At 32.6% G+C, this 25,192-nt stretch carries 28 protein-coding genes; 7 read left to right on the top strand and 21 right to left on the bottom strand.

The window, feature by feature from the left end; translation table 11 throughout:
* Positions 1-518: 518 nt before the first annotated feature.
* Both IPZ78_RS17345 and IPZ78_RS06490 read right to left on the bottom strand, forming a co-directional pair.
* Positions 519-698 (bottom strand): AlbA family DNA-binding domain-containing protein, encoded by a 180-nt coding sequence (locus IPZ78_RS17345; RefSeq protein ID WP_225552240.1) that lies wholly within the window; start codon positions 696-698, stop codon positions 519-521.
* Between the two features lie 79 nt (positions 699-777).
* Positions 778-1,161 carry a helix-turn-helix domain-containing protein gene (locus IPZ78_RS06490; RefSeq protein ID WP_225552186.1) on the bottom strand — a complete coding sequence of 128 codons (384 nt, stop codon included), beginning with the start codon at positions 1,159-1,161 and terminating at the stop codon, positions 778-780.
* Positions 1,162-1,330: 169 nt separating this feature from the next.
* On the opposite strand from IPZ78_RS06490, the gene IPZ78_RS06485 reads away from it, so the two are divergent.
* Both IPZ78_RS06485 and IPZ78_RS06480 read left to right on the top strand, forming a co-directional pair.
* Positions 1,331-2,452: a hypothetical protein gene (locus IPZ78_RS06485; RefSeq protein WP_225552185.1), complete on the top strand. Its 1,122-nt coding sequence runs from the start codon at positions 1,331-1,333 to the stop codon at positions 2,450-2,452.
* A gap of 6 nt (positions 2,453-2,458) precedes the next feature.
* Positions 2,459-4,126, top strand: coding sequence for a HEPN domain-containing protein (locus IPZ78_RS06480; RefSeq protein ID WP_225552184.1), 1,668 nt, complete (start codon positions 2,459-2,461; stop codon positions 4,124-4,126).
* Positions 4,127-4,267: 141 nt separating this feature from the next.
* Here IPZ78_RS06480 and IPZ78_RS06475 read toward each other — a convergent pair whose 3' ends face one another.
* The 12 genes from IPZ78_RS06475 to IPZ78_RS06420 form a co-directional block, all read right to left on the bottom strand.
* A complete protein-coding gene (locus IPZ78_RS06475; RefSeq protein WP_225552183.1) occupies positions 4,268-4,726 on the bottom strand; it encodes a JAB domain-containing protein in 459 nt (152 codons plus the stop codon).
* Between the two features lie 262 nt (positions 4,727-4,988).
* Positions 4,989-5,657, bottom strand: coding sequence for a hypothetical protein (locus IPZ78_RS06470; protein ID WP_225552182.1), 669 nt, complete (start codon positions 5,655-5,657; stop codon positions 4,989-4,991).
* 5 nt (positions 5,658-5,662) lie between these two features.
* The gene (locus tag IPZ78_RS06465) at positions 5,663-6,574 is read right to left on the bottom strand and encodes a relaxase/mobilization nuclease domain-containing protein (RefSeq protein ID WP_225552181.1); all 912 of its coding nucleotides are present in this window, start codon (positions 6,572-6,574) and stop codon (positions 5,663-5,665) included.
* Positions 6,555-6,917 carry a plasmid mobilization protein gene (locus tag IPZ78_RS06460; protein WP_225552180.1) on the bottom strand — a complete coding sequence of 121 codons (363 nt, stop codon included), beginning with the start codon at positions 6,915-6,917 and terminating at the stop codon, positions 6,555-6,557. Before IPZ78_RS06460 ends, IPZ78_RS06465 begins: the two co-directional genes overlap by 20 nt.
* A 114-nt stretch (positions 6,918-7,031) precedes the next feature.
* On the bottom strand, positions 7,032-7,364 hold the full coding sequence (locus IPZ78_RS06455) for a hypothetical protein (protein WP_225552179.1): 333 nt from the start codon (positions 7,362-7,364) through the stop codon (positions 7,032-7,034).
* A gap of 94 nt (positions 7,365-7,458) precedes the next feature.
* Positions 7,459-8,391: an AAA family ATPase gene (locus IPZ78_RS06450; RefSeq protein WP_225552178.1), complete on the bottom strand. Its 933-nt coding sequence runs from the start codon at positions 8,389-8,391 to the stop codon at positions 7,459-7,461.
* A complete protein-coding gene (locus IPZ78_RS06445; protein ID WP_225552177.1) occupies positions 8,388-8,696 on the bottom strand; it encodes a DUF3853 family protein in 309 nt (102 codons plus the stop codon). The genes IPZ78_RS06450 and IPZ78_RS06445 overlap by 4 nt, the downstream gene beginning before the upstream one ends.
* A gap of 402 nt (positions 8,697-9,098) precedes the next feature.
* The gene (locus IPZ78_RS06440) at positions 9,099-10,025 is read right to left on the bottom strand and encodes a HipA domain-containing protein (protein ID WP_225552176.1); all 927 of its coding nucleotides are present in this window, start codon (positions 10,023-10,025) and stop codon (positions 9,099-9,101) included.
* Positions 10,018-10,353 (bottom strand): HipA N-terminal domain-containing protein, encoded by a 336-nt coding sequence (locus tag IPZ78_RS06435; protein ID WP_225552175.1) that lies wholly within the window; start codon positions 10,351-10,353, stop codon positions 10,018-10,020. The genes IPZ78_RS06440 and IPZ78_RS06435 overlap by 8 nt, the downstream gene beginning before the upstream one ends.
* Positions 10,353-10,556: a type II toxin-antitoxin system Y4mF family antitoxin gene (locus IPZ78_RS06430; RefSeq protein ID WP_225552174.1), complete on the bottom strand. Its 204-nt coding sequence runs from the start codon at positions 10,554-10,556 to the stop codon at positions 10,353-10,355. The genes IPZ78_RS06435 and IPZ78_RS06430 overlap by 1 nt, the downstream gene beginning before the upstream one ends.
* Positions 10,557-10,668: 112 nt before the next feature.
* Positions 10,669-11,709 carry a hypothetical protein gene (locus IPZ78_RS06425; protein ID WP_225552173.1) on the bottom strand — a complete coding sequence of 347 codons (1,041 nt, stop codon included), beginning with the start codon at positions 11,707-11,709 and terminating at the stop codon, positions 10,669-10,671.
* A 211-nt stretch (positions 11,710-11,920) separates the two neighbouring features.
* Positions 11,921-12,997: a phage integrase SAM-like domain-containing protein gene (locus tag IPZ78_RS06420; RefSeq protein WP_225552172.1), complete on the bottom strand. Its 1,077-nt coding sequence runs from the start codon at positions 12,995-12,997 to the stop codon at positions 11,921-11,923.
* 340 nt (positions 12,998-13,337) lie between these two features.
* Between IPZ78_RS06420 and IPZ78_RS06415 the strand changes: the two genes are divergently transcribed.
* Positions 13,338-13,592 (top strand): hypothetical protein, encoded by a 255-nt coding sequence (locus IPZ78_RS06415; protein WP_225552171.1) that lies wholly within the window; start codon positions 13,338-13,340, stop codon positions 13,590-13,592.
* Positions 13,593-14,108: 516 nt separating this feature from the next.
* Here IPZ78_RS06415 and IPZ78_RS17340 read toward each other — a convergent pair.
* Entirely contained in the window at positions 14,109-14,279 is a 171-nt protein-coding gene (locus IPZ78_RS17340; protein WP_225552239.1) for a PLDc N-terminal domain-containing protein, read from the bottom strand.
* A gap of 104 nt (positions 14,280-14,383) precedes the next feature.
* Here IPZ78_RS17340 and IPZ78_RS06405 point away from each other — a divergent pair, with 104 nt between their 5' ends.
* From IPZ78_RS06405 to IPZ78_RS06395, 3 genes are all read left to right on the top strand, one after another.
* A complete protein-coding gene (locus IPZ78_RS06405) occupies positions 14,384-14,737 on the top strand; it encodes an HNH endonuclease (protein WP_225552170.1) in 354 nt (117 codons plus the stop codon).
* 343 nt (positions 14,738-15,080) lie between these two features.
* Positions 15,081-15,494, top strand: coding sequence for a hypothetical protein (locus tag IPZ78_RS06400; RefSeq protein ID WP_225552169.1), 414 nt, complete (start codon positions 15,081-15,083; stop codon positions 15,492-15,494).
* Between the two features lie 107 nt (positions 15,495-15,601).
* A complete protein-coding gene (locus IPZ78_RS06395) occupies positions 15,602-15,943 on the top strand; it encodes a Rieske (2Fe-2S) protein (protein WP_225552168.1) in 342 nt (113 codons plus the stop codon).
* Between the two features lie 48 nt (positions 15,944-15,991).
* On the opposite strand, the gene ppnP is transcribed toward IPZ78_RS06395, so the two are convergent.
* From ppnP to IPZ78_RS06380, 3 genes are all read right to left on the bottom strand, one after another.
* The gene (gene ppnP / locus IPZ78_RS06390; RefSeq protein WP_225552167.1) at positions 15,992-16,270 is read right to left on the bottom strand and encodes a pyrimidine/purine nucleoside phosphorylase; all 279 of its coding nucleotides are present in this window, start codon (positions 16,268-16,270) and stop codon (positions 15,992-15,994) included.
* A gap of 37 nt (positions 16,271-16,307) precedes the next feature.
* Positions 16,308-17,951 carry a glycoside hydrolase family 43 protein gene (locus tag IPZ78_RS06385; RefSeq protein ID WP_225552166.1) on the bottom strand — a complete coding sequence of 548 codons (1,644 nt, stop codon included), beginning with the start codon at positions 17,949-17,951 and terminating at the stop codon, positions 16,308-16,310.
* A 109-nt stretch (positions 17,952-18,060) separates the two neighbouring features.
* Positions 18,061-18,432 (bottom strand): hypothetical protein, encoded by a 372-nt coding sequence (locus IPZ78_RS06380; RefSeq protein WP_225552165.1) that lies wholly within the window; start codon positions 18,430-18,432, stop codon positions 18,061-18,063.
* Positions 18,433-18,860: 428 nt separating this feature from the next.
* Here IPZ78_RS06380 and IPZ78_RS06375 point away from each other — a divergent pair, with 428 nt between their 5' ends.
* The gene (locus IPZ78_RS06375; protein WP_225552164.1) at positions 18,861-19,928 is read left to right on the top strand and encodes a fatty acid desaturase family protein; all 1,068 of its coding nucleotides are present in this window, start codon (positions 18,861-18,863) and stop codon (positions 19,926-19,928) included.
* Between the two features lie 61 nt (positions 19,929-19,989).
* On the opposite strand, the gene IPZ78_RS06370 is transcribed toward IPZ78_RS06375, so the two are convergent.
* From IPZ78_RS06370 to IPZ78_RS06360, 3 genes are all read right to left on the bottom strand, one after another.
* Positions 19,990-20,967: a c-type cytochrome gene (locus tag IPZ78_RS06370; RefSeq protein ID WP_225552163.1), complete on the bottom strand. Its 978-nt coding sequence runs from the start codon at positions 20,965-20,967 to the stop codon at positions 19,990-19,992.
* 175 nt (positions 20,968-21,142) lie between these two features.
* Complete coding sequence (odhB, locus tag IPZ78_RS06365; RefSeq protein ID WP_225552162.1) at positions 21,143-22,366, bottom strand: 2-oxoglutarate dehydrogenase complex dihydrolipoyllysine-residue succinyltransferase; 1,224 nt, start codon at positions 22,364-22,366, stop codon at positions 21,143-21,145.
* Between the two features lie 65 nt (positions 22,367-22,431).
* Positions 22,432-25,170, bottom strand: a complete 2,739-nt coding sequence (locus IPZ78_RS06360) for a 2-oxoglutarate dehydrogenase E1 component (RefSeq protein ID WP_225552161.1) — start codon at positions 25,168-25,170, stop codon at positions 22,432-22,434.
* Between the last annotated feature and the right edge of the window lie 22 nt (positions 25,171-25,192).

Here is a 25,192-nt window from a genome sequence, read left to right as displayed (position 1 = left end):
GCTAAAATATTCTGTATATCAGCAAGCATAATGTTTGCCCTTATTCTAGCCTGTATTTGTTTCAAAAAACAATTTACAATGGAATAGTGAGAATTGAATGATTCATATGTTAATAATTTGAGCCCATTGGCAGTCCATTATTATATATGTATAATTTTATAAGTGCCTATTTATCAAAAATTTTGACATTTATCAATTTATTTATGAGCCAATGATGAGCCCATTTATTTCTACCTAAAATTTAACTATGAGCTTTTCAAAACATACGTTGTTCCTTCTCCTGTAATTCCGATTTTAATTATATATTTTTCTCTAGTTCCGGTAAATATCTTTTTGCTTTAAGGTTACTAACTTTGCAAAGTTCTTGGACGACCGACTGAATTAGAATATATACCTTGTCGTTGTAATAAAAATTTGGATAATGCAGCACCGTTAAGTTCTTGAAGTGTACTTCCTGATCTTTAGTAATATTTACCTCTTAGACTGATTGGAAATGGATAAAGTTCAACAGTGATTTCTTAATAATCAATATTATTTTCAGTTTGAAGGTTAATATCAATCATTAGACCGAGAAGATCTCTGGATTGATTTGGAATATCTTCTAGTAATTTATCGGTGTTAGATATATGCTGGATCTTACCACCGTCATTTTTTCCAATATATATTGTTCCACCTTGGGCATTAGCAAAGCCACAAATCCATTTAAAATAGTCTTAATGCCAAGATTCTTTCCATTCTATATTCTGAGATTCGCTCGGCATTAAATATTATGGTCTCTTATTTGTTTAATAACTTTTCTAGTAATTCTACTTTAGATTTTTCGGATTCAAGAAGGCGCTCATAGAGTTCAACAATTTTTTCAATAGGGTTAATCGTACACATGTAATTATTGTTATTCGAACTGCTGTCTTGAAATGTATTATTAATTATACTGAACACTGCCTCCTCACTAAAATTCTCGATCGCTTCAGGAGTAACGCCTAATATTTCTGCTACTTGTGCCAATAAATCAGCTTCGATAGCAGCACTTTTCTCAATATTGGATACAGTCTGCTGACTTACTCCTAATTCAATAGCTAAGGCTTCCTGCTTCATACCACGAAGTTCGCGGATACGGGTAATTTTTCTTCCTATATGGTTTGTCGTATTAGTTGTACTCATAGCTCCAAAGTTAACAATTATTCAGCATTCAAGATACGAAAGATATCCAGATAGTACAACATAAGATAATTCTAGTATAACACCAATTCAATTGGTAAAATACAAGCATTTTTAGTTCGGTACATGAATAATACTAAGTTCTTTTGCTTACAAACAAACCCATAACATTATGCATCATGTAGAATATGAAAATAGTTACATCGTATTACTTAAGGAGGAAGAGATACTAAATCCATTTGCAGTGCTAAAAGAGACATTCCAAGAATTTTCAACAGCAACGCAAATTCAGAATGAACTCTATGAAATTATGACATTGGCTGTCCGTAAAAATTATTGGATGACTTATGAATCTCCTTTAATACTTTACAAAAAGTACAAGAAATTGATTCGTTTAATTGAAGCAGGGTGGCTAATTGAGAAAATAAGACCTGATCTTGATTTATTAAAAAAGTTGTCTAAACCTTATAAAGAAATTCAAGTAAACACTTCAAAAGATTCAAATCAACGTCAATACGACTCACTCACTAATGCCTATCAAACACTAATCAGTGTTTACAATTCTGAACCTTTATTTTTATTAAAAAATGATCTATATAATTTGCTTTTTGAGGGGCTAATGCCTACCGCCGTTCACTACACATATGAATTCGAGGGATATATGGCCAGAGCGGTTGAACAAATCAATGAATTAATTATTTCATTACACAACATTTATAATTACGAGAAGGATAAAATATTATCTGATTTAGATATCGAAATTTTATCAAAAGAAAGAGATGAATTTATAAAAAGAGATACTGTATATAACTATAATGGTGGTTATTATGATTTATACAGTTACTCAATAAAAGAAGATGTAATAAATGCTGTAGCTATTTCAAAAGAAATATTGTTTACTAAAAATTTTTGGAAATTTCACGGCAATCCAGGTAATATATTACACTATTATCATGATTTTCTATTTATTTTAGACTGCTATTCAACACATTATAAATATATTCTTAGAAAGGGAATAGATATAAATACTAAATGGAAATATCCTAAGGAAAAGAGAGAAGAGCTATTCAGCAAGGGCTACAAATGGATTAAAAGACCTTGGAAATACTTACATAACCAATTTCAAAAAAAGTCAATTTATGAATGGCGAGAATTTCTTGAACTCTGTTTGGAAGATGTATTGAGTAACCAACAAATCGGATATAGAGTTGACTTTGATCATAACGAAATGTTGGATTTTATTGTTGCTTTACTTTTTTTACAAGAAATATCAGATTATGAACCAGAAATTTAGTAGAGCATGAAATATATTAAAGATCAGCAGAACTTAGAAAATATTGTTTCCATCATTACTTCTAGGTTTAATATTGAACAAATCTATCTTAATACATACGAAAGTGATATAACTACCTATGAACTTATTATACTTGTTTCGAATAAGTATGTAAAAACTTTAGGGAGTGAAGTACCTAAAGTTGTGAATTTAATTCGGGACTTCCCGCAATATAAAGTTATCTGTTATATAGCCTTTCAAGCAAAGGACAAAATCAGAGAAGGAGGTTTGTTTTTATTTAACTCTTGTCAGCCTGAAAAGCTTATTTATAAAAAAGAAAAATCAACATTTGAGATTATTCCTGAAAATTATAATTACCAAAATTGCAAAGAGGCTGCGATTAGTTTACATGAACGTGAAAAACAAAAAATTAATGAATTTAAGGATGGATATTTTCATTTTAAAAATATTGGAAAACTTTCTATAGCTTCATTTATGTTACATCAGGTTATAGAATTAACCTATAGAAATCTCGAATTGATTATTCTATCTAAAGAGCGTATCACACATTCGATAAGATGTCATCATATATTTATAAAAGAAAGCAGTGCAATTTATTCAGGGATATTTGATGAAGAAAAAGATAGCGATATTGCATTATTACAAATTTTAGAGGACATCTATCGCGCGACTAGATATGAAAATAAATTTGAAATCTCTTTAGAGACTTTAAATGAATTAGAATTGAAAATGGAAGCATTATGTAATAATGCTGAAGAACTTGTTATTAAAATGTTTGATGTTTTCGAACAACAAAATATGCGTACTTCAATTTCTATCGCTAAAAAAGAGATTGTACCAACATCCATAAAATATGCTGGAACTGAATGTTTGAAGCAAGTTGTTGACTACATAAATATTCATCTCTCTGAACTTTCGGGCATTTATATATTTGGAAATCGAACTAAGTCATGTATTACTTCTGGCATTAACTTAAAGGAAGATATAGATCAATGTGATTATTATTTTGATTTGTTGGTTGTTAGTCAAATTGATCAACGCGAAAAACTATCTAATATTCAGTCTAAAATAAACGAGAATTCAGGTGTTTCTGTATTTATATTATCGTTTACATCTGATCAAGTGCAAAAACTATTGGATAAGAATAATCCATTTTTCCATAAGGTCTTACAGTTTGCTGACCCCTTGTTAGATTCATTAAATAGTAATTGGTCATTTCATGAAAATAATGGAATTCGAACTAATCAGGAGTTAGAGAGTATTAGGACAAAATGGTACAATCGTAAAAATCATTCTACAGGTTTCTTTAATGGCGGTCAGGCAATTGAACACTCAGAAGAAGTTGTAGTTAAAGTTTTATTATTTAATCAGGCTATCGAGCAAGCTGCTTTGGGGTTATTGGAGTTCTTTTATGGGTATAGACCGTATAAGTACAATTTGAATCATTTATTTACCCTATGTTGCAGTTTGTGGCAGTTTCCAAATGACTTGTTTCCAAGATCATCGACTGAAGAAAAGGCTATTTATAATGATTTTGTAAATGTTGTAAAAGAGGTTCGGTATGAGGGGATGTCATATCTGGATTGGGATGAAGCTTATAGATATCAATCTAGGTGCGAACACTTCCTCGAAGAATGTACTGCCTTAGTTCATGATACGTTTAGCGATTCGTAATTTATAGACTAAAATAAAATCGTTGATGTCAAATCATAAATTTTTCTATTTTTCTCTAACCATATTACTATAATTATTAATATTTAGCAAAATAGTTTTTTGGTACAATGAATACATTTGAGTCTGTAAATGAAGGAGAGTTTAAAACTCTCCTTCATCTCTGAATGAATAGTAGTTTTCAGAAATCAGTATGATATGATCTAATAATTGGATATCCAAAACTTTTGCTGCTTCATTTATTCTATTAGTTAAAGTTCTGTCTGCACAGCTTGGTTTAAGTGATCCAGAAGGGTGATTGTGTGCTACCGCAATCTTTGTAGCATTGCACAAAAGAGCAGAGGACATAATCAATCGCATATCTACCATAACGGTATCTAATCCACCATCCGCTATTTTTCGGTAACCTATGACATCCAGTTTTGTATTTAAATATAAAGCATAAAAGCTTTCTCTAATTTCAAGTTCCTCTAAATCCCAAATTCTACGGAATGTTCTATCCATTAGTTTGGAATTATTAATACACTTGAAATCATCAATAGATAATTTAGCATTTTTGTGATAGCTTAATTTTAGTTCATTAGCGATAAAGTTCTTTTTCATGATTGTAAGTTTAAATGAATTGAAAATTGAATTAACGCTTAATGGCTTACGAGTCTAAGGCTGACTAAGCAAAAGAAAATAGAATAAAAATGACGAAGTGAAGGAGGTTCCATTCCTAAAGAATGGATACCCATTTTTTGAACTATTTTATTGTGTGGATTGGGGCTGGAAGTATGGGGCGTGTCAAGCTGACGAAGTAACTTTGCGACTAATTTAATGTAGAAAAAATACCTTAAGCTCGATGCCTAAGGTATTTTAGAACTTAATTTTGTAATTCAAGAATTTCTCGCTGTTTCTCCTTAATGCTCCATTTTAGGCGCTGTTGTTCCTCTTTTTTTATTACTAAATCATGAAATTTATCAGGATTTAGATTGTAGGAAGAGTCAATATTAGATGTTGCATTTGGCAATTCCAATTCCATCATTCGATAGCGCATCTCATATGATTTTCTTTTGTCTATCTGACTGTTTTTCTCGTATAATGCACCGAGTCCAAGCGATATAATGACCGTTAATAATACCATGACAATAACCACTGGAGTTGATTTTATATCAATACCATATTGATATTTTATATTGACCTTTTCTGGTATCTCTGAAATTTTTGACACAATTTCCTTTTCTTTGTCTGATAACACAACCAATTCCTGTCTAGCCGTAGTGGAAATTTCATTAGCGACATCTTGAAGAGAGCCATAATCATTGATGATCTTTGTTAGGATATCATTTTCACGTTTGATGAACCCTTTCAATTGCGTCATAACCTCCTGATCTTTAGCACGTATCTCATAGAATTCCTTCATTTTCTTTTCATTTTCAGAAAGTAGCGATACGATATTTGGTAAAATTCGCACTATATCTTGTGTGATTAAGTCTATGTTTTCTTGTAGAGAGTCTACCTGTTGTTTAATATTCTGTAATTCTGTATGCATTGTCTTTAACGTTTAAATGAATTGTTTTCTTTCATTTTTCTTTTTTTTCTCAAAGGATCTTCCTGTTCTGGTGAGATTTCAAGGATAGAGAATAGTTCAGATGTAATTTCACCAATTCCACTGGTCATACTGTGATCCATAGATTTTTCTACTGATTGGATGTTTTCCATTGTCTGGAGTAAATCTTCTGTTTTAACTATGCTATATAGAGCCTTGTCTATTTGTCCGAAGCTTAATGAACGATCTATTACAGAACCTCGAAATACTTGTCCGTCTTTAGAAAATGAAATCCCCTGAATTTCGTCTGATCCCGATCTGTATTTGAATTGAATTGCAACTCCTCTATATTTGATATATTTTTCTAGTTCAATCCAATTTTTGCAGGCTTTGATGCCTGCTTTTACGGTATCATGGATCTGATACTTTATAAGATCGCTACCTTTTAATCTACCTCTGTTTACATTTTTTTTGCCTTCCGATTGTTTAAAACCGTATAGAGTATTCAATTCTTTACAGGCTTTAAAACTCTTATACCGTCCATTACTGTTTGATATCGTTTTACCATGATCGTTGACCCGATTATAAATAATATGTATATGATCGTGCTTACGGTCATAATGTCTAACCATCAGGCATTGTGTATCCCTAATGCCCATTTTGGAAAGATAGCGTTTGGCAGATGATACCATGATATCATTGCTGAGCATATCCTTATCTGCAGTGTTCCAGGATAGTATAATGTGTCCAACGGCTTTGCCCAATCTAGGGTTCAGCATTCTTTGAAAATTGAAATCTTGTATAATGGTTTTTACATTTTCTGTCCGCAGTCCTACTGAATGAATAATTTCACTATCTTTCTTTAAGGCATAAGCAACACATCCTCCAAATGATCTTCCTTCAATTATCTTGGCTATCATGGTGTAATATTTTATCGATAAAATAATTAATATGTATGATTGTATTCTGACATTGATTTGCGATGTCTTGTAATCCTGATTGATGTGCCATTTTCGTAAGCTGATTAAGGTTGTTTGAAACTCCTGTAATAGCCCTTAATGCTTTGAGCTGTTCTTCTGTAAACCTGGGAACAACCTTACGAAGAATTGCAGATTTGCGCACCCATTCAGATTTACTCATACCAGCAATTATGGCATTTTGTAAAACTTTTTTATATTCTAACTCATCAAATCGAACATTGATTCTGAACTTCTTTTTATTTTCGATTAAAGGTCTTCCCCCCTTTTTACTAATATTTATCATGATTACTTTTTTTTAGCTGTGACCATCGGGAGCTTATCAGTTTTGGGGTCACCAAAACACAACCTTGCTCCTATTTAATTACTTAGATTATTTAAGATATTCGGATTGTAACATCTATCTATTTTCTTCCTTAGATTTTAAGAAATCATTCATATCTACAAAGCCATTATAGATATCGCACCAATCTTGGAACTGGTGCGATAAAGATTTAGATTTCTTTTGTATAGAGCTAACCTTTGCCTTATTACTAACCAGAAAAATTTTTATTTTTTTAAAGCTTTCACCAATAGCTATTTCGAAATCCTTAAATATCCTTCCTTGTAAGTCAATCGAGGTATTACGATGTTTACTATATGGCGCATTAAAAATTATATAGATCGTATATTTTAGAGCTGAGAATATCCCCTTTAATGACAAATAGTCATCAATTACATTATTGATATTCATAAAATTTTAGATTATTTCGCAGTATTCGTAATACCTCGTAATATTTTTAAATTACGAATGTTACGAGAATTACGAGCCTACGAGAATTTTACATTTAGTAATTAGCTTTATCTAGCCAATTTCGAATTGTCCCCTCACTTCTACCAATCTGACGAGCTATTTGAACATTACTCATTCCTTCAGCTTTTAATTGAAGTACTTCTTGAATCTTATCTTCATAATTTGATGAATCTTGAGATTTTAGTAAATCTCGTTCACCCCTGTAACCTATTTCTGTAAAACCCAAATATCCACTCTTGGTGGTCAACTCACAAACCAAGACATTCTCTTCGTCATAGAGTAGCTCTCCACTTCTGACTTTTAATTGCTTGATATAGCGCAGATTTTTATCAAACGCTGAACGACCGATTGTGAAAACAGAATCTGCAAAATTCGACTTCATTTTAGAACCTTGAAGATCATTCAGATTAATTGGCCTCCATTCATCAACTTTTTTATTGTGTTCTAGTACTAAAAAAGTAATACCTTTTTCAAACTTCATTGCTGATAGAGCATTCATAATGGGTATTGTACTTTTTGCACTATCAGTAGAGCCTGATACTACTTTTGTCATATTATCGATTACAACAACTTCAGCATTAAACTCTTTAATTCTTTCTTTTAAAGAATTAATAAAGAAATCCTCATAGAGAATATCAGCTGGTACTTCTCTTAATATTTCATAAGTTGCTCTATAGAAATTTGATGGAAAATTGAAATGTTTACCATCTTCATTACGATACCTCTTTTCAAATTGCTTATCTGTCAACTCTAGATCTACATACAATAGCTTGTACTTACTTGCTATAAAAATGGCAATTTGAACACTTAAAGCTGTTTTACCTATGCCAGTATCAGCAAATAATATGGTAACTTCCCCCTGAACAATCAGTGGCTCGTATAAGAAAATCGGATCAGGAAGTAATGCTGCATCAGCGAGCGTTTGATTAGCTGACTTAATCGCCAGCATATTGAATACTTTACTCATACCAACCTCCCCTTTTTATTTCTCGAATGCGCTTGAAATAATTCTAAAGCTTTCTTTACATCGATAATAATAGTTCGCTGATCTTGATCAATTGCCCCCTTTATTATCCCATCCTTTAATCGTTGAGCTTTTGATTTAGAGCAACTGAAGATTCGCATTATGCCACTCAATCCATACTCAAATTCTGGAATTGTTTTGATAATTTCTTCTTTTGGAATTTGCTTAATAGCTTCCGCCTGCAAAGCTATTAGCTCTTCCCCAGTCATCATGGCGACTGGCTTTTTTAATAATGAATGTATATCCATGTTTCAAGATTTAAATTTTAATAATTAGCTGTGTACATCAGCCTTATTTTCATTCTAGAACATGGTACTAAGGTAAATGGATATATAGGTGCACAAGAGTGCAACCCACCTCTACATTAAATTTTATACAACTGAATAACAGGTGTTTATAATTAATTTTTAAAATAAAAAATGCACCTTTGGTGCAAGATTATACATAAACATCTAAAAGTCTTAAATATTGAATTTTAAGGAGATTTAAAACCACGAAAAAAGCCTCAACGTTTTTAATGTTGAGGCTAATCTTAATCGTAATTACATATTAATAAGCGAATTCTATCAATAGCTTATTATATGCTTGCAATATAAAATATTGCTTAACCATATTCATATGTTTCTTCAAAACCTTGATAATCATAAAAACTAAATCCCTATTTGCTTCAATTTATTATCAAAAATTTGAAGGTATTGAACTTTATAATCATCAGGCAAGAAACTTCTATCAATAAGTTCAGCAATTTTCTTAGTCTGTTTTGAAAATTCTTTATACAAATTATCTCGAACAACATCAGACAAACCTAAGCTCATAGCAAATTGATCAAAATCTGATCGCTTAATCTTTGATTTACGACCACCTAAAGTCAGTGCTAAATCTTCCCTATCTTTTGGATAGATTAGGTTTACATTCAATAAATCATAAGCTGGAGTGAGTAAAATTTCATCATCTGAATGCATTAAAGAAAAATTCTTTAAATGCATATCATTATTTCCCGTGAGAAAACAAAAAAGCACCAACTTAAAATATTTAATCACATCCAAACCGGAATTAGATGCATATTGCTTAATAATCTTTCCTACACGTTCGTATGAACTCTTATATTTCTGTTCGGTGAGTAATTCGGATAACTGACATAAATCTTCTATGTGAACTTTTTTTCCTTTTATTCGGTCAAATCTTTTCGTAATATATGCCAAATCACCTTCTGAAGTACGTATAAGTGCATGACTTGCGGTCTCAATTTTAAACAGTTTGGCCAGGTGCATAGTCAGGTCTTCCACTTCAGGCATATAAGCATAATCAGTTGACTGAGGCTTTAGAATATAATCTCCCCAAAGTCCTACTAAGGTTAGTCGTTTACTTCCCTTTTCTCCTTTTAAAGTCAACGATATTTTTGGTTGAACTCCTGTTAATGCCAATCTCTCATTAACAGTTATTTGAGCCAGCTTATTTAATTTCTCACGATCTAATTCAAGTTGTGGAACCACAGCAGTACCAAAGAATTTTTTAGAACAAGATGAGTGATACTCCGCTGTTTCAATGGTTTTATAGCAAAACAAACAATTAGCCATTGTTTTCCTCCTCTATCGGGTAAACGGATACAGCACCTATTGTATCTCTACATAAATTGATTAATAATTCAAAACGGTCTCTGGGATTTAGCTTCCAATGCTTCTCCCCAATTTCCAAAAGCCAACCTTCTGGAATTAAACCATCAAAAAAAGGAAATAGCACGTTACTATGGAAAGGATACGCTGAAAGTGGCAATGTTAAACTAATTGGTTTAGCATTATCTAACTTTAAATATTGCTCATCATATTTAAACACATACCCTCCATCACCTTCGATTAGATAACCAGCTAATTGATCCTGATATAATATTTTTGCTTGACGTGCCATTATTCTCTATTTATATCTACAACTCCTACTTCCTTACCAAATAGCGCTAGCACATCATTAACTTTGTCTAAACGAAGTGTTTTCTTTCCTTGCTCCAAATCACGTACAAAACGTAACCCAACTCCTGCATTCAATGCTAAATCTTCTTGCGTAAGTTTTAACTCTTTACGCTTATGCTTAACAAATAATCTTATTGAATCCATAATTATACCTTTTCTGATATAAATATACGTAAAATTATATTTTTATATCAAATCGGGTATAAAAATTATATATTTAACATTTTATATACCCCAAAAGGTATAAAATAGATGTTTACTTAAATTCCTGTGGATCTATATAAATTAATTGCGCTAATTTCTCCTTTATTTCTTCTGATGCGCCTTTTCTTTTCTTTCGAATTTTGACAAGTATATTTTCTAATGACCATTCTTCAGTCCATTCTATATGATATATTACATGTTCTAACCAATTCTTGGAATTATCTTTTACCAAATATTCAGATAAGTTGTACAATATAAAATACGCATTTTGTACGTTGCCCTTTCTAATTTTCAATTTGGTTTTAGAATGATGCCCTTGAAATATATTAACAAATGAATTTCGTTCAATTTGTTCAAAAACGTCATCAGCTAATACTGCATACATATTATGAAAGACATTAGAATTAGGTAAAATACTTCCATTCAAAATTAAATCATCAGGTTCATTATTTGAATTGATTTTTACTTTCCTTATAAAACATACACTTATTAAATCATCTAAGTAACCTAATAAATCAATATGATATGATTTTATGTACCTGATATTTTCATGTATAAATTTTCTATTGCGAGAATAGAGTTCATCTAATATGTTTGTTTGAAGAATGAAATTAGGCTTCAAAATCTTCTGCTCCTGAGCCTTTTTTGCTCCTAATAATCTATGTTCGTTTTCCGACATACTATAAGTAGCAGATTCAAATGCTTTATCAAAAGACTCGTACTCTTGTCTTATTGCTGTTGTTTTCTTTAATTGTGTCCGATATTCATTATTCAAAATACTTTCTTTACGCTCAAATACATCTAGGAATATATCTTCATCAATTTTGATAGTATGAAGATTTATGAATTCTAACAGTCGTTGCTTTTTATTTAAAACAACACTATGCATATTTAAATACACCTCATCTGAAGAATCAACGATCTCCTTTAAAATAATTGCGTTTAAATCCTTATCGCTTAAAACTGATATCACCCTTTTTTGCACATCAACTATTTCATCCCAAAATGGATTATTCTTTGAATAAATTGACTCTGTAATTCTAATATATAAGTCAACTGTATTCAGTACATCATAAATTGATTTTGTCATCATTTACATCTTATTAAATATTTCCATAGCTTTCGAGCGCATTGAATCGACTGTGTCGATATATGGGCGCATTGAATCGTAATCTGAATGTCCTGTCCATTTCATCATAATATGAACTGGGATCCCCATATATAATCCATTACAAATAAAACTTCTACGACCAATATGCGAGGTTATATGATCGTAAAACGGTTTTATAGATTCCAAGCGCTCATTACCACTGAAAAAAAACTTCTTTTATAGGATCTTTAAAACCTATAAGCTCACCAAGCTCTTTTAAATAATCGTTATATTTTTGATTCGATATAACAGGCAAAACTTTATTTTTAGGAAAGCGTGTAAAACGATACTTTTCAATAATCGCACGTGTATGATTATTAAGTTCTACAATTATTTTATCATCAGTTTTTTTTGTAATAAATTCTAGCGAATCTGATTTCATGTCATCCCAAGTTAACGCATAGAGGTCAGAATAGCGCATTCCTGAAAAGCAAGAAAAGATTAGCACATCTCTAACTCTTTCTAAATATTGTTTTTCAGCAGGTATTTGAAATTTTTTAATTTTATCTATTTCGTCCTTAGTCAAAAAGATTACTTTTTTACTTACCTTCTTAATTTTTGGAGAATAATCTTTGTAAGCATCATTTGCAATATATTTTTTTCCTACCCCCCACTTTAAGAATCTTTTGAGAAATTTCAAATGCTTTTCTAGAGTCGTGTTTTTGTATTTATGTTTGGTAACCAAGTAATCTAAATATTTATCAAGCTTTTTATGATCAAAACTATCCAACGAAATACGACGGTCAAACTTTTTTAGGTTATTTCGTAACGTAGTATATTTCTTTATCGTACTCAAGGTCCAATTATTTTCTTTAGCACATTCACGTTTAAATTCATCGAAGGTTTCAAAAAAATTGATATTTGTAGATTTATTTTCAACTAATGGAGCTTGAATTTTTGACTTTAAATTTATATCTTCTTTAAGTGTTTGCAAAGAAGGTATTTCTTCTTTCACCTCGTAGGCTTTAAAAAGATCTTGGATAATACTTTCAATCTTTGTTAAGGAAGCATTAATTTCACTTGCAGATTGTTTTAATTTATTCGTTGTAGAAGGTTTTACTCTTTGCTTTCCTTCATCCCATTTATTCAAATCCACACGATACCCAGTAGACAAATCAAGACGTTCTCCAGCATATATAATACGAACTCGAATTGGAAGATTTTCTACTACTTCAAGATTATTCTTTTTTCTTTTCTCCAGTGAGAAAATTATGTTACGTTTGATTATCATTTTTAGGTAAAGGGTTATAATCTACACCCAAATTTACACCCAATTTTTGTAAATACCTAAAAATATAAAAGAATACAAAAGAACCCTAACCAACTATATATCAACACATTAAACAAGATAATAAAACACAAGAATTCGTAAAAACACACATAAAAAGTGCCTCCGACTCCACTTAGAAAAATTGATAATCAGCTTGTTAGAATACGTCCTGACAAATCACGGACACTTATACCTTCTTACAAGCTGATTAATTCTTACGATACATTGGAGATATTACCAAATATGGTTTGTTTCTTACAATTATTTAATCCCTGAAGAGCTTCGAAAAACTAATGGCAAATTGTATGAAAGATTTAAAGTCTTTAATACAATTAATTCCATTCATACCAAAAAAGAAAGATCTGCACAACTAAAAAAAGTAAAAGAAGCAATTTCTGAACTTTTTTTTGCCGGATTCAATCCCTATGATAAATTCAAATATTCAGATCAATACATTGACGATAGATATAATACTATAAGATGCTTTGACGATTATTTAGATTTCGTAAAATCAGTATTGAAAAAAACACCTACGAAGTTTATTACGATAGCTTAAGTAAATTTAAAGTATATCTTTCGGAAAAAGGAATCAATTTTAAAAGAATTAATTCAAGTGCCATCCGAAAACTCAAAAATAAATAAAACCCAATATATACCTGTTGACGATGAGTTCCTAAACATTCTTCTCGATATGAATTTGGATCGATATAATAAATTCGATTACATTTTTACAATTGACGGGAAACCTTGACCGAAACCAGCATATGAAAGCTACTTTAGAAAGCAATTTGTTCCTATAAAAAAGAAATTAGGCATCAATAATAGTGAAACTTTGTACAGCTTTAAACATACTAGATGCATTCATTTAGTTGAAGATGGTGAAAAACTTCATAATATAATTAAAATAACTAGACATCAAACCCTTGCTGAATTAATGGACTATTTAAAAGATATGGGAGTAATTCTTGTTGATGAAGTTAGACTAAAAAGTAGAAGTATATAATCATAGAACAACTCCACCCCCTTCTAAAATCAAAAGGAATAGATATTAATATTGGTAATTGGTGTTTATTTAAGAAGTTATAGTACGCTTTTTATTGTTCCCCCAAACCCAATATGCGATTGCTCCTAAAATATTAAAAATAAGGAAAATGATAATCCAAAATAATCGCTCATTAGCTGTTAGATATTTATCGACAATAAGTTTGTAAAATGAATATAAAAATAAAATGGATGGAATCATCAATATCATGATATCTATCCCGGTAAGGTTAAAAAACAATAGGTTCATAATTTTTAGTTTAATCAAATATAACAACTTAAATCATTAATCACCTATAAATCAACATGAAACGTTCAAAAATTCAACACCAAACACTGAAAGAAAAATATCAAGGTCGTTGCGCTTATTGTAGCAACCTTCTCGGAGAACGTTGGCACGCTGATCATATAGAGCCAATTGTACGTAATTGGTGGAATGGTAAGTGCGAACATCCCGAACGTAATACTTTAGAAAACTTCAATCCCTCTTGCCCTAGTTGCAATATCGTAAAGAGCATGTCTTTGGATAGCTTTCGTAAAATCATAGGAGGATTCATTACCTCATTAAATAGAGATAGCACCCAATACAAATTTGCAAAGCGTTATGGTTTACTAGAAGAAAAAGAGATTGAGGTTAAGTTTTATTTCGAAACTATTTAGTATTTTAGATTATGGACATTAACAAAACAATTGATAATCAAGATAAATCTAAAGGGTTAAGATTTATTAAAAATTACTTTAAATACCTTTTAGCTATTGGAGGTATAATTATTATTGGCTTATAATTTAGTCATGGGTTTGAATTTAAAGAATGTCCATTGGAAACAATTTTATCAATATTTATTATTCCATTAATTGCCAGCATATTTTACAGCTTATTCACAAAAGCCTAACCTAACCGTTAGGCTTTTGTAATTGCAACAATTCATCATCACTTCATTTGACAATATCTTCAAAAAATAATTTCTTTTTTTACTTTTATATTAACTAAATTATAAACTATATGAAAAAACTATTCGGCCTACTACTTATTTTAATGACAATATTTTCATGCTCGAAAAGTGAAATAGATTTTAATCCCGAAGAACCAATATTTGGAAAATGGGAATTAAAAACCTCTATTGATAATAGTTTTTTAGGTGATATAAAAGAGTATTCTTTTGTTTTTGATACAGCCAATTTAGGCATTAGAGGAATAAGATTGAATGGAAAGTGGGGAGGAGCTATTGCGGGGTGGAATGGTAATGCTACAACAAACCATGATTACTCACTATCAGATGATAAAAAAAAAATATACATTCATTATGAAGGTGAACTATTGGATTTTGATATAATAAAGTTAGACAAAACCTCACTCATAATTATATCAAATAATAGAAGCTACAATGACACTCTTGAATTTAAAAGAGTAAAATAACCCTCTTAAAAGACAACAAACAAGCAATTATAAGAGCTAATCTAAATTTTAAACTTAATTTATTCCAATTAAATATATCTTTCCACTTCTCCTATTTTCAACCTAATATGACATGGCACAAAATACCTCACTCAGCTATTGACTCTAAAAAAGCTATACAGCAAATTAAGTTGGCAGGAAAAGACTTTTGTTTAATTTATCATGAAGAAAAATGGCATGCTACTTCCATAAAATGCCCTCATGCAGGGGCTAATTTTACTGGTGGATGGTGTGAGAATGGAAGACTTATTTGCCCATACCACAGGCATAGCTTTGCCCTTGGTGATGGAAAAGGAGCCTTAGGACAATACAATGCCATAACAATTTATCGATTAGAACAAAAAGACAGCGAATTGTATATAGAATTACCAGAAAGTATATTTACTAAATTGGCTAATATTTTCAAATAAAATTCGAAAACGGATATAAAAGAACTACCCCTTATATCCGTAATATGATTATTTATATTTACATAAATACGAAGTCGGAGTGCTGACTTTTACTTTGAATGAAGCATTAGCAGCTACTTCAAACTGTTGTCCAGCTGAAAACAGTTGCCAATCTCCTTGCCCAGGAAGTAGCACTTTCATTTCCCCTTCAATAATAAGCATCGATTCTGGAGTTGACGTTCCAAATTCAAACTCACCTGTATCTATAACTCCCACGGTAGACTTTCCACCATTTTCATAAGCCAATGATTTAACGGCTCCTTCAAAATATTCGTTTAAATTGATCATACTACTAAAATAATGATATCTAACTAATTTACTAAAATTATTTACTCATTCTAAACCAGTCAATATCGGCTTGTCCGCCATCATTTAATGGGAATGAGCGAGAACAAAAAACACCTACTTTAGCGCCAATCCACTTCCCCTCTCTTGCTTTGAAAGATTTACCTAACAATTTGAAATCCTTCCCATCTAAACTGTAATAGAATTGACAGGTGTTATCTTTTATATATTTAACCTGCAAATAAATTTGTCCATTTTGTAATGCTACACTTTCATTGACTAGTTCTTGTTTCCCCTTTTCAGCACCATAACATTCTATTTGTGCCAATTTATAGTTACCAGACTCATATTCAACAGCCAAAACTGCATAATCCATCCCCATTATTACTAATCCACTTCTTTCCTTCTTGGCTTGCGGATTTGGTTTAAAATCTAATTTTGTGGTAGCTACAAATTCTGGTGCAGGAATTTTCTGTAACAATAAATTCGGAACATCAAACAGATTTTTGTACGACTGAGGAATAGCGACTGAATACAAACTCAGCACACCACTATTTACATTGGTATAATGCCACCAATCTTCAGGGTTTCCATGCCACTGCCACTGCAAACCTAAAGCATTAGTATTAAATTCATCCGATTCTTGAGGGTGCTTTTTGACAGTATTAGCAATTGGTTTGGCATGACTTTTAACCGGTCGACCTATACCATCCTGTCCCTTATCCTCACCAATAACCGGCCAATCATTGCTCCATTTCATAGGTTGCAAATGAACTATACGCCCTACTACACCTACATCTTGAAAATGATAAAACCAATCTTTACCATCGGGGGAATTCACCCAGGCACCTTGATGTGGCCCATTCACATCTGTATCCTCTTGCGCTAATACGACTTTACGCTCATATGGCCCAAACACATCCTTTGACCTCAGTATGGTCTGCCAACCTGTAGCAACACCTCCTGCTGGACAAAATATATAATAATAACCATTACGTTTATAAAACTTTGGTCCTTCTATGGTCTTATCCAGCTCATGTCCATCGTATATTATTTTACTTGTACCTACAGCTTTTTTACCATCTGTAGTTAATCTAGACACAGCTATCAAACTCTTAATCCCTGCCCTGCTTCCAGCATAGGCATGTGCCAGATACACATTTCCATCATCATCCCAAAATGGACAAGCATCTATTAATCCCTTTCCTGCTTTGACCAATACTAATGGCTCCCAATTACCGCGAGGGTCTTTAGTTTTAGTCATAAAGATTCCGAAATCAGGGTCACCATAATAAATATAAAATTCTCCATTGTGGTGGCGTATCGAAGGAGCCCAAACACCATTACCATGTTGTGCTTTATTAAAAAAGTCAATAGGTATTCCTTCGGATGCTTCCAACCTAGGAATAGCGTGATTGATAATTTCCCAATGAATCATATCTTTGGAATGGAGAATTGGCAAACCTGGTACCGCATTAAAACTTGATGCGGTCATATAGAAATCATCTCCTACTCTACACACATCAGGATCAGAATAATCCGAGTATAGTATTGGATTTTTGTATTTCCCATTGGCTAATTCAGGTTGCCAAACAGAAGAAATATATGAACTTTGGCCGTACACTTCGGTAGCAAGAAATATGCATACCACCGGGGCAAGAACTTTAAAAACAGAACGTATCATAATTAGATATTGATTATCGCTAACAAATTGATTGAAATTTAAAACTAATCAATAAGTAACAAAGAACTGTCCTGCTCGTAATAGTTAGAAATCCAGCACAACTTAAGGTCTAATCATTGATATATATTTTTTTTATATCAATGATTACAGATGAATTTTTAATATAATTAAGTTTTTTCTTTTTGAAGATCATATATGAAGCCTTCTTTTCACTTGCTATTATAAAATTGTAAAATTCTGAAAAATACAATTTGCGCAATGTCTTGTCTTGTGTCTTATTTGCATTTATGTACGAAAATGCGTCCATATTTACCAAGAGACGCACATCTCTATTCGCATCAGCTATCAACTCTACCAAAACAACATCAGAGTCTATTAAAAATATGGAATAAGCGATCATATTTTCACCTTTATCCACTATATACCCTTGAAATGAAAATTTCCCAACAAGAATGCTCTCAACTAAAATTAATTTCTTCATCTAAATAGGTGCATGCCAATATAATTGGTTTTAAAAAACTTATCTAAAGATAATACAAAAGCGTAGAAATCTAATCTATTTCGAATTAAAATATTTATTGTGCAACAACTATAAGACAAATAAATTTAACTGTAACAATGCCTGAAAAAAAACAGACGACCATTAATATTGAATTGCGCGAATCTCACATATGACACCATTAAATACATTAATCACCTCAAGACATCAACTTAAACAAGGTTAAATCGTCTAAACAGAAAGTCTAATATTAATCATAGATTAAAAAAAGTTTTTATTGATATCCTATGCTGATTACAAAAAATAATGTGAGTATTTTTAGAGCTAATTATAAAAGTTAGTTAGTTATCATTATATTTAGATAATTTAAAAAGCAAATTGTATTGCTTTAGTATACTTTTAAAATTACAATGAATCAAACCGTAAAGTTTAATCAAAAGGGTTCTTTATTCTCAAAGACTCTTAAACAGAAAACAAATAATTACTTCAGCAGTACTTTCACTAAAAAGACAGGAAATAGAAAAATATTCATTAAGGCATCTGTACTCTTATTAACATTTATACTTCTTTATAGTATTCTTGTCTTTGTGCAACCACACTGGATCATCAGTGTAATATTATGTGTGATATTTGGTGTCAATCTAGCGGCTATCGGTTTCAATATTATGCATGATGCAGGTCACAACTCTTTCTCTGAGAATAAAAGATTAAATACTATCCTGTCCTATAGTCTAAACCTACTCGGTGGAAATATCTATTTCTGGAAACTAAAACACAATATTGCGCACCATACTTTTACCAATATTGATGGTGAAGATCACGATATTGAAATTAAATTCATGCGTATCCACCATGATCAACAATTGAAAAAACACCATAAATACCAACATATTTATTTCATTCTTTTGTACAGTATTTCTTATTTAGCGTGGATTTTTTACCAAGATTATGAAAAATACTTCAGACAAAGAATGTCTGTAAATGCAGATATATTCCACTTTCCTTTACAAGAAAAAATTATATTTTGGTCATCTAAAATATTTCATTTTATATTATTCTTAGTCATCCCTATCGCAGTGTTAGGATGGGCTAAAGCATTAATAGGATTGTTGATCGCTGCAGTAGTATGTGGTCTTTGTTTAGCAATTGTATTCCAACTAGCTCATGTCGTAGATGGAACAGCATTCAAATCCCAAGAGAAGGTCGATGAAGAATGGATGATACATCAATTGCAAACAACAGCAAATTTTTCTACGAAAAGTAAAGTATTAACTTGGTTATTGGGCGGCTTAAACTTTCAAGTTGAGCATCATTTATTTCCAAAAATAAGTCACGTACATTATCCAGCTTTAAACAAAATCGTACGTGAGACATGCATAGAACATAATGTTACGTATATTGAATATCAAACAATTTGGCAGGCATTCATGTCACATATCAAAGTGATAAAATTCATGGCTAAACCAACGTATAATTAACAAGTATTACAAAAATAAAGGCGTAAAAAAGAGGGAAGATTCTAAAATCTTCCCTCTTTTGTTATTTCCTATGCGGTTCAAATTTAACCACCGTATGATCCTTGGGCTCGAGTGAGTTTAAATAAGTATATATAGCTTCTAAATCAGAGTTTTTCATTCCTGCATACATTATCCATGGCATGGGTGTATTCCAGTCATTAGGGCTTAATTCTTGAGCCTTGTAGCTACTATCAACATATTGTTTGAATCGCTGTACAAAAGTCTCCATAGTCCAGCTTCCGATACCTTTACTTTTATGCATTGTTATATTCGCTCCTCGTACTATTCCTGCAGGTTGAATAAATTCCATTCCCCCTCCAAATTCTGTTCCTTTAATCAAAGCTCCCTTATCTGTTTGACTATGGCAGTGAACACATCCAGCAGCATTTATCAAATATCCACCATATGCTACCTGATCTGACTCACTTGGTATGGTTGCAAGATTAGCCTTAGCGGGCATGGTATTCACTAGCAAACTTACAGGAAAATCAAGTTTTCTTTCTTCAACCGAACTTTCAATTGATTCTAGCGATCTCAAATATGCTATAATACTATAAATATCTTCCTGATCCATTTGTCCATAATTATGATACGGCATAACAGAAAACAAAGCTTTTCCGTCTTTATCTACACCAGTAGTAATCGCTCTAAAAAGTTCTCCATCGGTCCAAAGTTTTAAATTATAAGGCGTTATATTAGAGGAATAAATAGTGCCCGGAAAACCCATTTCATGACTAAACTTTTCACCTCCTGCACCCAAATTTCCAGCGAGTGGAGCTGAAAATTTCGTCCAATCTCGCGTACTGTGACAATCCATACATACTGTCACGTGATTAGCTAGATATTTACCTCGCTCGATTCTTTCTGTTGAATATTCTAAAGTTACTTCAGGTGCTGCACCGACATTAGGTAAGAAGAATGATAAAAAGGCTCCAGATACGAACACGAGTAGAATAATAGCACCAAGTACTCCCAACAGTACTTTATAAATTTTTTTCATAGGTTTTGGTTAATAAGATTAATGTCTTCGGAATGATCCGTAAATTTAGGATAAAATTTTAAATAATAAACATAAATTACACTATTTATTAAACAAAACTCATCAACTTAAACTATGCATATAACAAAAAAGCCCCATCAAATAATGGAGCTTTTTGTTATATATTAAATTCTCATTACACCTCTAATAACAAACGAGCTGGGTCTTCTAATAATTGTTTAACACGAACTAAGAAGCTTACAGACTCACGGCCGTCGATGATACGGTGATCATACGACAAAGCGATATACATCATTGGACGAATCACAACTTGACCATTTTCAGCAATTGGACGTTGTACAATATTGTGCATACCCAAGATAGCTGACTGTGGTGCGTTGATGATTGGAGTAGACATCATAGATCCAAATACACCACCATTCGTGATAGTGAATGTACCACCTGTCATCTCATCAATTGTCAATTTGTTATCACGAGCTTTAGTCGCCAAATTGATAATTTCTTTTTCAATACCTTGTAATGAAAGTTGATCCGCATTACGAATAATCGGAACGACTAATCCTTTAGGTGCTGAAACAGCGATTGAAACGTCTGCGAAGTCCGAATATACAATTTCGTTTTCTTCGATACGTGCATTTACAGCAGGCCATTCTTTCAATGCTGTAGTCACAGCTTTAGTGAAGAATGACATAAAACCTAAACCTACACCATGCTTCTCTTTGAAAACATCTTTATATTTAGATCTCAAATCCATGATTGGCTGCATGTTTACTTCATTGAATGTAGTTAACATTGCAGTTTCATTTTTCACAGAAACTAAACGCTTAGCAATAGTTTTACGAAGAGAACTCATTTTCTCACGACGTTCATTACGAGCGCCAGCTACTACTGGAGCAGCTGCAACTGCTGCAGGTTTTGCTTCAGCTTTAGGAGCTGCTGGTTTAGCTTGTGCTCTTTCTGCATCCTCTTTCGTGATACGACCATCTTTACCCGTTCCTTTTATTGTGGAAGGATCAATACCCTTTTCTCTTAATATTTTAGCGGCAGCTGGAGAAGCTGTACCAGCAGCGTATGAGTCAGGATTCTCTGATGCATCTTCTGCTTTAGCAACCGGAGCAGCAGATGCTGCAGGAGCCTCAGTTTTTTTATCACCAGCAGGAGCATCACCATCTTCGATACTACATACTACAGCACCGATTTCTAATGTATCACCTTCTTGAGCGATGATACGTAGAATACCAGCCTTTTCTGCCGGTAATTCAAATGTAGCTTTGTCTGATTCCAATTCGGCAATGTTTTCGTCCATTTCGACGTAATCGCCATCTTGTTTTAGCCATTGGGCTAATGTTACTTCGGTGATTGATTCACCAACTGTAGGGACTTTGATTTCTAAGCTCATGTGTCTATTATTTAAAACCAACGTTGTAATAGTACTCTATTACAACGCAAGTCTTCTATTTTTGTTTATGCAAATGCTTTATTAATAATTGCTTCTTGTTGAGCAACGTGTTGTTTCATATAACCTGTTGCAGGACTTCCACTTTCAGTTCTTGCGATCACATCAGTAAACTCAATATCAGTTCTTCTGAATTTGCGGCAGAAATGAGGCCATGCTCCCATATTTTCATTTTCTTCTTGAACCCAAATGAATTCTTTTGCTTTGCTATATTTCTTATGAATAGCTTGCAACTGCTCTACAGGAGAAGGGTACAATTGTTCTATACGAACAATAGCAATATCTGTACGTTTCTCAGCTTGTTGACGTTCTAGCAATTCGTAATAGATTTTACCAGTACAGAATAACACTCGTTTTACTGAAGCTGCTTTTACTGATGTATCATCAATCACTTCTTGAAAATTAGTGCTTGTGAAATCATTCAATGAAGAAACAACTTTTGGATGACGCAATAATGATTTTGGTGTAAACACGACTAAAGGCTTACGGAAATCACGTACTAATTGACGACGCAATAAATGAAAATAATTCGCTGGTGTAGTACAGTTTGCAATGATTAAGTTATCATTTGCACATAACTCTAAGAACCTTTCGATACGACCCGAAGAATGCTCTGGTCCCTGACCTTCCATACCATGAGGAAGCATCATCACCAATCCATTCGAGCGCTTCCATTTTGTCTCTGCAGAAGTCAAGTACTGGTCAACGATGATTTGAGCACCATTGTAGAAGTCACCAAATTGTGCTTCCCATATTGTCAACGCTTGAGGGTTAGCTAATGCGTAACCGTATTCAAAACCTAGAACACCATATTCTGACAATAATGAGTTGTAGATATTGAATTTATCGCCACCATTTACTTGTGCTAATGGAGCGTATTTTTCTTCCGAATCTTCTAAAGTCAAAACTGCATGACGGTGAGAGAATGTTCCACGTTGAACATCCTGACCAGAAATACGTACACGTTTACCTTCATTTAATAATGTAGCGTAAGCCATCAATTCACCCATTGCCCAATCGTACGAATCTTTCTCAATCATCGCGGCACGATCTTCATACAATTTAGAAATCTTACGGAAGAATTTTTTGTCCTTTGGTAAAGAAGTAATTTCCTTAGCTAAAGATAAAAATGCTTTATCGTCAACTTTTGTATCAACAGCTTTAAAAATATCAGCTTTTTTAGCTGGACGTAAGCCTTTCCAAGCACCACCAAACATTGGAACCTCATCTTCTAAAACTTCTACAGCTTTAGCAGCATCCAATTGTGTTTGTAAATAATCTTTGAATTCCTTTTCGACTTCCTTCGCATATTTAGAATCGATTGATCCTTCTGCTTCCAATTTTTTAGCGTAAACTTCTTTTGGATTAGCATGCTTTTCAATCAATTTGTACAACAAAGGTTGTGTAAACTTAGGTTCATCAGCTTCATTGTGACCAAAACGACGGTAACACAATAAATCAACGAATACATCAGTTTTATATTTTTGACGGTATTCAACGGCTAAATTAATCGCATAGACTACTGCTTCAGCATCATCACCATTCACATGGAATACTGGAGAAGAAGTGATCTTAGCGACGTCTGTACAGTAAGTACCTGAACGTGCATCTTTATAGTTTGTCGTAAAACCGACTTGATTATTAATCACGATGTGAATAGAACCACCCGTTTTGTAACCATCTAGTTTAGACATTTGAGTTACCTCGTACACTAAACCCTGACCAGCAATAGCTGCATCACCATGAATCAAGATAGGTGCAATTTTTGAAGAGTCACCATCATATTTCATATCAATTTTAGAACGAACAACCCCCTCAACTATTGGAGCTACTGTTTCTAAATGTGATGGATTGGGTGCCAATGACAAGTGGATACTTTTGCCACTATCTGTTTTAATATCTGAAGAATATCCTAAATGGTATTTCACGTCACCACCAAATTGCAACTCAGGATCTTCTTGTTTGTACATTTTACCTTCGAATTCAGATAAAATAGTTTTGTAAGGTTTCCCCATGATATTTGCCAAAACATTCAAACGACCACGGTGAGCCATACCTATCATGAATTCTTGAACACCTAGATCAGCACCTTTTTCAATTACAGAATCCAATGCAGGAATTAAGCTTTCAGCACCTTCCAAAGAAAAACGTTTTTGACCTAAGAATTTTGTCCCTAAGAAGCTCTCAAAAACTACCGCTCTATTGATTTTTTGTAAAATACGTTTCTTCTGCTCTACTGAATATTTAGGCAGGTTGCGATCTGCTTCCATGCGATCTTGCAACCATTTGATTTTTTCTGGATTACGAATATATTTAAATTCCGAACCAATCGAACGACAATATGTATCTTCAATTAATTGACGAATATCACGCAATTTTGCTGGACCGATACCGATTTCAATACCTGCATTGAAAACAGTATCCATGTCTGCTTCTGACAAACCAAAAGTTTCTAATTCTTTGCCTGGGTAATATTTACGACGCTCACGAACAGGATTCGTTTGCGTGAATAAGTGACCACGATCTCTGTAACCGTGAATCATATTCAACACATTGATTTCTTTTAGTGCGTGCTCTGAAACATTCTCATCCTCAACCACTACACCTTCAGAACTTTGACCAAATTCAAATCCTTCGAAAAATTTTTGCCACCCAAAATCTACCGAATTTGGATCTTGTTTGTAAGCTTGATATAAGCCGTCAATATAGCTTGAATCGGCGTTACTCAAATATGTCAGTTTATCCATTATATAAGTTATCGTCTAAATA

Origin of the sequence: Sphingobacterium bovistauri (genome assembly GCF_020295405.1) — a bacterium.
Classification (GTDB): Bacteria; Bacteroidota; Bacteroidia; order Sphingobacteriales; family Sphingobacteriaceae; genus Sphingobacterium; species Sphingobacterium bovistauri.
This window is presented reverse-complemented; position numbering and strand designations above follow the sequence as displayed.